The organism is Bacteroides cellulosilyticus DSM 14838 (assembly GCF_000158035.1).
GTDB classification, from domain to species: domain Bacteria; phylum Bacteroidota; class Bacteroidia; order Bacteroidales; family Bacteroidaceae; genus Bacteroides; species Bacteroides cellulosilyticus.
Map to the genome: position 1 here is coordinate 639,873 of NZ_EQ973492.1, position 8,551 is coordinate 648,423.

7 protein-coding genes are annotated in these 8,551 nt (G+C 42.6%); 6 read left to right on the top strand and 1 reads right to left on the bottom strand.

Annotation, left to right across the window (positions count from 1 at the left end):
- The 6 genes from BACCELL_RS20720 to BACCELL_RS20740 all read left to right on the top strand — a co-directional run.
- Nucleotides 1-1,313, top strand: a 1,313-nt coding sequence (locus BACCELL_RS20720) for a DUF4933 domain-containing protein (RefSeq protein ID WP_007214013.1), incomplete at its 5' end; no start/stop codon positions are given.
- 20 nt (nucleotides 1,314-1,333) lie between these two features.
- Nucleotides 1,334-3,742, top strand: a complete 2,409-nt coding sequence (locus BACCELL_RS20725) for an FtsX-like permease family protein (RefSeq protein ID WP_007214014.1) — start codon at nucleotides 1,334-1,336, stop codon at nucleotides 3,740-3,742.
- A gap of 37 nt (nucleotides 3,743-3,779) precedes the next feature.
- A complete protein-coding gene (locus BACCELL_RS20730) occupies nucleotides 3,780-4,460 on the top strand; it encodes an ABC transporter ATP-binding protein (protein ID WP_007218374.1) in 681 nt (226 codons plus the stop codon).
- Nucleotides 4,461-4,582: 122 nt separating this feature from the next.
- Entirely contained in the window at nucleotides 4,583-5,236 is a 654-nt protein-coding gene (locus BACCELL_RS27815) for a DUF4369 domain-containing protein (RefSeq protein WP_007214016.1), read from the top strand.
- A 7-nt stretch (nucleotides 5,237-5,243) separates the two neighbouring features.
- On the top strand, nucleotides 5,244-6,143 hold the full coding sequence (locus BACCELL_RS27820; RefSeq protein ID WP_007214017.1) for a TlpA family protein disulfide reductase: 900 nt from the start codon (nucleotides 5,244-5,246) through the stop codon (nucleotides 6,141-6,143).
- A gap of 100 nt (nucleotides 6,144-6,243) precedes the next feature.
- The gene (locus BACCELL_RS20740; protein WP_007214018.1) at nucleotides 6,244-7,914 is read left to right on the top strand and encodes a formate--tetrahydrofolate ligase; all 1,671 of its coding nucleotides are present in this window, start codon (nucleotides 6,244-6,246) and stop codon (nucleotides 7,912-7,914) included.
- Between the two features lie 59 nt (nucleotides 7,915-7,973).
- Here BACCELL_RS20740 and BACCELL_RS20745 read toward each other — a convergent pair.
- A partial coding sequence (locus BACCELL_RS20745) for a hypothetical protein (RefSeq protein ID WP_007214019.1) occupies nucleotides 7,974-8,551 on the bottom strand: 578 nt, incomplete at its 5' end.

Here is an 8,551-nt window from a genome sequence, read left to right on the forward strand (position 1 = left end):
GCTCTAAGAATCCGGGTATGAATAAGGATGAAATTGTCCGGACTTTGGACGAGCAAGCCATGCAACATGAAACCGCCGTGAAGGCGGCTTCTGCTGCAATGCCGGAAGTTACGGAAGATTATACACCTCCTGCCGGAATAAAATATCGGGCTAAAATAGAAACTGTTGGAGTGAAAACCCTTAATGTACAGGCTGCGTTGAAGAATGTACGTTCTATGAAAGTTAGTGAGCTCGGTACACTTCGTATCCACCGTACAGGAGCATTGGTACCAATGGGCGGTAGTTTGATATCAGTGGACGAGGGTTACTTATTGAATAGTTATCAAGGAATTTACTTGTTGGATAAGGACTTTAAGCTTATCAAGCAGTTGTTCAAAAATGATGTTGAATTTCAACGCAATGGGAAAAGATTCTTTTTTCAATTGAACGCCCTGTTGCAGAGTGTCTATTATAATGCAACTCACAAGCGAGTTCAGGGGGCGTATACAGCATATAAGCATGAGAGGAATAGTTCCCGGACTTTTCTGGCCTTTCTTCCCTGGGATGTTTTAACAGCTGCCACAGAGCCTTTGATAGAGAAAGATATAACAAACAGTGTCCCTCTACAGGGGAATCTGGGCCATAGGGTTTTGTTTAAGTTTACGACGGAGGGTTTCATGCGTGGCATACCTTACTCCAGTCGTTTTTACACTAATGGACTAAAAGGAGATACCTTGTGCTATTTTGATCCTACCCATTTGCCTGACTATGCCCCTTCGGGAAGATCCGGTTCGGTACGGAGCGGAGAACCATGGAATATTTATGATTATCAAGGCAAAACGCGGATACGCCTGGCTTATGATAATACGCTTTACCAATTGGAAAACGCTTCCACGCTGAAGGCTATTTATCGATTGGATTTTGGCTCTTTGCAGCGTGCCGTGGGACAGAAGGTTATAGGTGGCAGTAATGTGGATGATTTTTATTTTGTAGATCAGTGGTTGGAGACGGATCGCTACCTGTTTATCAGGCTTACGAAAGGATACGATTCGCCTAACGCACGAAAAGCGAAATCGGTTTCTCTTTATTCGCTGATATATGATAAAATATCCGGAAACTTCTTTTCCCTGCCTCATGAAGCTGATAAGGTAGAACTCGATTTTCCGTGTTTCCCAGCCGATGGCGAGCAGAATGTGTCGTTCTATCCCAAAGGAGCAGTAGGAAATATACTTTTCACCTGTCTCGATGCAATGAATATGAAAGACAAATATCCGGATGCTCTGAAAGGGCAGGACGTGCCGGATGATGAATTAATAGTGTTAACCATAGAATAATTAAAATAGGAGAATAACAGATGATAAAGCATTATGTGAAAGTTGCGCTTCGGCTTATAAAGCGGAGTTTCTTGTTTTCTTCCATCAATATGCTGGGTTTTGTATTCGGCATGGCGGCGGCGTTCCTCATCTACCTTTGGGTAGTAGACGAACTGACGTATGATGACTGCTTTCCCGAGGTGAATCGTGTTTACCGGACTATCGAGGTGAAACGGGAGCCGAGTGGGGAAATAAAGGAGTCTCCTTCGACGGTACGTTCGCTTACTAAAGTCTTTCGTGAAGACTTTCCACAAGTAGAGGAAGCTACAGCTATTAAGTATGGAGAGTTGCATACATTTGAGACGGAAAGTCATAAAAAAATCAGCGGACATGGGCTATATGTTGATTCTGCATTCTTTCGAATATTTCCTTTTCCGGTGTTGGAAGGAAATCCGGAGTATATAAGTAATAATCCTGATAATGTCGTTTTGTCGGAATTGACGGCACAGAAAATGTTTGGTAAGAAACCGGCAGTAGGACAGAAATTAACTTATAGCGGATATGGAAGAGAAAGAATCTATAATGTAGTTGCAGTGGTGAAGATACCTTCAAAGAGCCATATCCGGTTTGATATTGTTTATCCGATGGAGGCTTATGGCATGGGGATGATGGGCCATAATTGGGATCATTTTCGTGAGAGTATCCATGTATATGTAAAGATGAAGGCTGGTGACGAAGGAAAAATGTATCAGCAGGAATTGAAAAGCATGGGTCGGGCGCTTAGTAAGTTTGGGGAAAAGCGAACTTTGTTGCGTTTTCAATCAGTCAAAGATATTCATCTGCATACTACTTTTCCCGATCCTTGCGTAAAGAATCATGGTAACATGGCCACTATTTATCTGTTTACAGCTCTGGCTATATTAGTTATCTTTATGGGAGCCTTCAACTTTACAACACTTTCTATGGCACGGGCTTCCCTGCGTTATAAAGAAATAGGGGTACGCAAAATAACAGGCGCCAAGCGAAAGACTCTGATCTCACAGTTTCTTTCGGAAAGTCTGGTACAGGCATTTATATCTCTGATATTGGCTTTAGCTTTGACAGAATTGATGTTGCCGTTATTCAATAAGTTCATGGATACGGAAATCTCACTGCGGCTGAGTTGGGCTGTCTTCTTTTATATATTGTTCGGCATAGTGGGAATAGGCTGTCTGGCAGGAAGTTATCCGGCTTTTTATCTTTCTTCCATCAATCCATTACTTGCTTTTAAAGGTGGACAGAAAACAGGAAAGAAAGGAGGACTTATCAAAGGATTGGTGTGCATACAGTTTTTTATAGCTCTTACGCTGATGTTGCTGACTGCTATCGTCTTTAAACAGCTCCACTATATGCAAAACAAAGATTTGGGGCTTGACAAGGAAAATGTGGTATCCGTCTATACCAGTTTGTGGTATAATGTGGCTGGATTCAAGCAAGAATTATTGAGAAATCCAAATGTGAAAAGTATATCTATGGGAGCACCTATCGAGAGCCTTGGAGAAGGTGAAGCCCATGGAGACGGCAGCCTATTCCGTTGGACAAATATAGACGGGCAGGAAGATTCACTAAAAATGGTAATAGTATTTGCCGATGGGGATTTTAGTAAGACATTTGGTTTGGAGTTGATAAAAGGGAAATTGCTGGAATCTGATTTTGGAAAATACTGGGGAGACAGGAATCCCGGTATTGTAATTAATGAGGCTGCCTGGAAGGGTATGAAGGTAGCTGATCCTATCGGTATGGAGTTACAAATGAGTACCTGGGGCAAGATGCATATTGTAGGAGTGGTGAAAGATTTCAATTTCCAGTCTCTGCGCGAAAAGATAAAGCCTGCTATTCTTTATTATTCTCCGGAAGCATTATCGTATATGCATATAAAGATAGCTCCCGAACATCGGCAGGAGACTCTGAAATTCATTCAGAGAAAATACGAAGAGATGGCCGTACAGGATGATTTGTTCGTAAAGGATTTCAGTTATCAGTTCTTTTCCGATGCATTGAATAAGAACTATACCAAGGAACATCAACAAAGCCGGATGTTACTATTCTTCACTGTATTGGCCATCGTTATAGCTATGCTGGGTGTATTTGGACTGGTTGCCCTCTCCACGGAACAGCGGACAAAAGAAATCGGTGTGCGTAAAGTGAACGGTGCCCATTCCAACCGGATTGTAAAGATGTTCTGTATGGAATATCTGAAATGGGTGGGAATTGCTTTTGTTGTGGCATCTCCCATTGGATATTACCTTATGTACCGTTGGCTGAGCGAATTTGCTTATCAGACTGCCATAAGTTGGTGGTTGTTCATATTGGCAGGAGCAGTCATTACAGGGGTTACTTTGCTTACGGTCATTGGGCAAACCTGGCGGAAGGCTTCGCAAAATCCGGTAGTGTCCTTGAGATATGAATAAATAAATGTTTAAGATAATAACAATACAATATACGATTATGATTAAGATAATTAACCTCACCAAAATATTCCGTACGGAAAGCGTACAGACCACTGCATTGAATGAAGTAAGTTTAGAAATCAGTCAGGGAGAGTTTGTTGCCATTATGGGACCTTCCGGTTGCGGTAAATCTACTTTGCTGAATATGATAGGTTTGCTTGATAACCCCACTTCCGGCGAGCTTTGGTTTATGGATCAGGAAGTTTCCCGCTATTCTGAAAACGACCGTACAGACCTGCGTAACGGAAATCTTGGTTTTGTATTTCAGAGTTTCAACCTGATAGACGAGCTTACAGTCTTTGAAAACGTGGAACTTCCTTTGCTCTATGCCGGAGTTTCTACCCGTGAACGTGTGAAGCGTGTCAATGAGGCTTTGGAGCGCATGCAGATAGCTCACCGCACCGAGCATTATCCGCAACAACTTTCCGGTGGACAGCAGCAACGTGTGGCTATAGCGCGTGCCATTGTTACCAACCCCCGCATTATCCTTGCCGATGAACCTACGGGAAATCTGGATTCTACGAATGGTAATGAAGTGATGAATCTCCTGAAAGAGCTGAATCATGATGGAGCTACTGTTGTTATGGTAACGCACTCCGAAGAGAACGCCCGTGAAGCAGAAAGAATCATACGGATGATGGACGGATATATATTGACTGAAAGTAAAAATACTCGGTGATAGATGCTTAATATTAAAGGAAACAGGTAATTACGAAATAATCGTAATTTTATTTGCTGATCTCGGAGAAATCATATAGTTTTGTGCGTAGATATATAATTTTATAACTAAACAGCACGTATATGAAAAAAGAGATTGTAACGCTGTTCTTAATGACAAGTGTTTGGGCGGCACAAGCTCAAGGGACTTTTACAATAGAAGGGCAAGTAAAGAATGTAGAAGACGGAGCTTTAATCACTTTGTTTCGTTTAGATGGAAATGTGGGTAGCAGTATCGGTGTTGATACGATTCGTAACGGACATTTTCGTTTTCAGGCAGAAACATTGGGGAACGAAACAGAAATAGTGGATATGATGGGAAGAAGTGACAAGTTTCCTTCCATGAGTTTAAGGCTTTGGGTGCGTCCGGGAGATAATATACGGATAAGCGGTGAAAATACACTGATACGAACTTGGGATGTGAAAAGCACTGTTCCGGAACAAGTGGCTAATCAGGCTTTTATAAACGACTCACGCGAATTGTGGAATGAATATCAGCGCAATTCTTTGTTGCAGCGTGCATATCGCCGGAAGTATGCAGGAAGTGCGGTGGACGAAGAAAGACAGGCGATACGTGCACAAGCTGATAGTTTACGGAAGCTGGAAGATGAAATTACGATCCGTATTGATGCCAACACTATAAAACGTATGAAGCAGATTCCTGTTGACGATATTTGGCTGGAGCAATTGGAGAAGTTGGCAATGTCAGCAAAGTATACTGAAAAATTATCCTTATAAAGAAGAAGTGATTGCTCTTTATGAAGGGCTGACCGATGAAGAAAAACAGACCGATTTGGCAATGAATACATATACATATCTCTTTCCTCCCCAAGTAGTGGAAGTGGGTGATGAAATGGCAGATGCTGATTTGTACGACTTGGAGGGAAATGTACACCGCCTGGCTGATTTTAAAGGTAAATATATCATGTTGGATTTCTGGAGTCGTGGTTGCGGTCCGTGCCTTATGGCTCTACCCGAAATGAAGGAAGTGGCTGAGATGTACAAAGATCGCCTGACAATAGTAAGTCTGAGCATCGATACCAAGAAAGGTTGGGAAACTGCCTCTAAAACGCATGAAATGACTTGGCAGAATCTGAATGAATTGAAAGGAAGTAATGGATTATTTGCCAAATATGGAGTACGTGGAATTCCAAATTATGTCCTTATTTCACCTGAAGGACGCATTGTAGAAAAATGGTTCGGATATAGTGCACACAGCTTGAAACGAAAACTTCGCCGCCTACTGAATGCAGACGAATATGTGATGAGCTTAGGGGAAGAGAATGGACATAAAGTGGTGAATTTCCCGACGGTGAAGAAAAGCAATAACGATATTCCTGAAATCCGCCAGGTAGTATTGACGGATACTGCTACGGTCTTGCGGATTCGTGCCTATTATATACCCAAATATTGGATACAAATTATGAAGAATATCCAGTTAGTAGCGGACAATGGAACTGTATGTCCGGTTCTTCGTTCGGAAGGTATTCCTTTAGGGGAGAAATTCTATATGCCGGAAAGTGGAGAGGCCGATTATACTCTTTATTTCGCTCCACTGCCTGCCGGAACACGTTCTTTCGATATGGTTGAGCCGGAAGGTTCAAACTCGGATCGTGTAGAAGGTATCGCTTTGACACTTGAATAAGATAACAGAGGCTTTCTTTCCCTAAAATCTTGCTATCTGCACTCTTTTTCGTACTTTTGTAGCTTTCAAAAAGAAAGTTTTATTTAAAGAAGTTCTCTGTATGAAATCAGACATTGAAATAGCCCGCAGCATAGAGCTGAAGAAGATTAAGCAGGTAGCCGAGAATGTAGGTATTCCACGTGAAGAAGTAGAAAACTACGGACGGTATATTGCTAAGATCCCTACACATCTGATTGATGAAGAAAAAGTGAAGAAAAGTAACCTGATTTTGGTAACTGCCATTACTGCTACCAAAGCAGGTATTGGTAAGACTACGGTTTCCATCGGTCTGGCATTGGGGTTGAATAAGATCGGCAAGAAAGCCATCGTTGCTTTGCGTGAACCTTCGTTAGGACCTTGTTTCGGCATGAAGGGTGGAGCGGCAGGTGGCGGTTATGCCCAGGTGCTTCCTATGGAAAAGATAAATCTGCACTTTACAGGAGATTTTCATGCCATCACTTCGGCGCACAATATGATATCCGCATTGCTCGACAATTATCTTTATCAGCATCAGGCGGACGGATTCGGGCTGAAAGAAATCATCTGGCAGCGCGTGCTCGATGTGAACGACCGCTCTTTGCGTAGCATTGTCACCGGTTTAGGCCCCAGTACGAACGGTATTACCGAAGAATCCGGCTTCGATATTACCCCTGCATCCGAAATTATGGCTATTCTCTGTCTGGCAAAGGACATAGACGACCTGAAACGACGGATCGAGAATATCATCCTTGGTTTCCGTTTTGATGGTTGCCCGTTCACTGTGAAGGAGTTAGGAGTAGCAGGAGCCATCACTGTCTTGCTGAAAGATGCTATCAATCCGAACTTGGTTCAGACAACCGAAGGATCGGCAGCTTTTGTTCATGGCGGTCCCTTCGCAAATATTGCGCATGGTTGTAACTCTATTCTTGCAACGAAAATGGCAATGACTTTCGGAGATTATGTTGTAACGGAAGCTGGTTTCGGTGCCGATCTTGGTGCGGAGAAATTTTATAATATCAAATGTCGCAAAAGCGGGTTGCAACCTAAACTGACAGTGATTGTGGCTACTGCACAAGGCTTGAAGATGCATGGCGGTGTCAGTCTGGATCGTATTAAAGAACCCAATATGGAAGGATTGCAACAAGGCTTCGGCAATCTCGATAAACATATACGCAATCTACGTTCATTCGGTCAGACGGTGCTGGTTGCCTTCAATCGTTTTGCCAGTGATACGGACGAGGAAGTAGAAGCAATCCGCCGGCATTGCGAAGAGAAGTTAGGTGTAGGGTTCGCTGTCAATAATGCCTTTGCAGAAGGAGGAGAGGGGGCTGTGGAGCTCGCTAATCTGGTAGTGGATACTATTGAGAAGAAACCTTCTGAACCCTTGAACTTCAGTTATAGTGAAAATGACAGTGTAGAACAAAAGATAGAGAAGATAGCTTGCAATCTTTACGGTGCCAGTGTGGTGACTTACAGTATCCATTCACGTAAAATCATCAAATTGATAGAGAAGATGGGCATTGGTCATTATCCCGTTTGCATTGCCAAAACACAATATTCTTTCTCTGCCGATCCGAAAATATACGGTGCGGTGAACAACTTTGAATTTCATATCAAGGATATTGTAATCAATAACGGTGCGGAAATGATTGTTGCCATCGCCGGAGAAATTCTGCGCATGCCGGGGCTTCCCAAAGAGCCGCAAGCTATGCACATCGACATTGTAGATGGAAATATAGAAGGATTGAGCTAACCATCGGAAATAAATATAGAAATAGGGGATGCCGGTATATACTTGCATCCCCTTTCCATTTATTTCAAATCATTCAACATGGCTTTCGGGTCTTTGGCCAACTGTTTCCAGTCGTAGTTTCTCAATAGTCCTAGAAGTGTAGCAATCACGATAACAATACGTGCTGCCCAAAGAACGATGATAACAGCCAGTGCAATAAGACCGAACTTCATGGCATAGATAATCATGCTATCATCATCACGGGTTTTACTTCCATCGCTCCATTTAGTTATGGTGGTGGTCACATATAAAGCGCCGGCAGCACCCACTAAAGCTCCTGCAATGCCGAATAATATCTTTTTGAGACCGGTAGCCATTTTGTCTTCACGGCGACGTTTAGTAATCATATATCCACGTGGACGGCAGGCGAAAATATAAAGCACGATCCAGATAAAACACCAGATCGCTTCCCATCTTTCACGCCATACTCCGGCATCGGCACGATCTACCAGGTGCTTTTTATAAGTTTCCACATTATATGCTTTCAGTTCTTTTATTTCTTCAGTGGCATTTTCCATATATTTTTCATAAAGACTGCGTGTTTCTTCAGAAATGGTATCTACTGCCAACTTTTGGCTATAAGTATCAATGTAACTTT

Bases quoted from the DNA above. Each gene is read 5' to 3' on its own strand.
- BACCELL_RS20725 (WP_007214014.1), top strand. From the start codon at position 1,334: ATGATAAAGCATTATGTGAAAGTTGCGCTTCGGCTTATAAAGCGGAGT.
- BACCELL_RS20730 (WP_007218374.1), top strand. From the start codon at position 3,780: ATGATTAAGATAATTAACCTCACCAAAATATTCCGTACGGAAAGCGTA.
- BACCELL_RS27815 (WP_007214016.1), top strand. From the start codon at position 4,583: ATGAAAAAAGAGATTGTAACGCTGTTCTTAATGACAAGTGTTTGGGCG.
- BACCELL_RS20740 (WP_007214018.1), top strand. From the start codon at position 6,244: ATGAAATCAGACATTGAAATAGCCCGCAGCATAGAGCTGAAGAAGATT.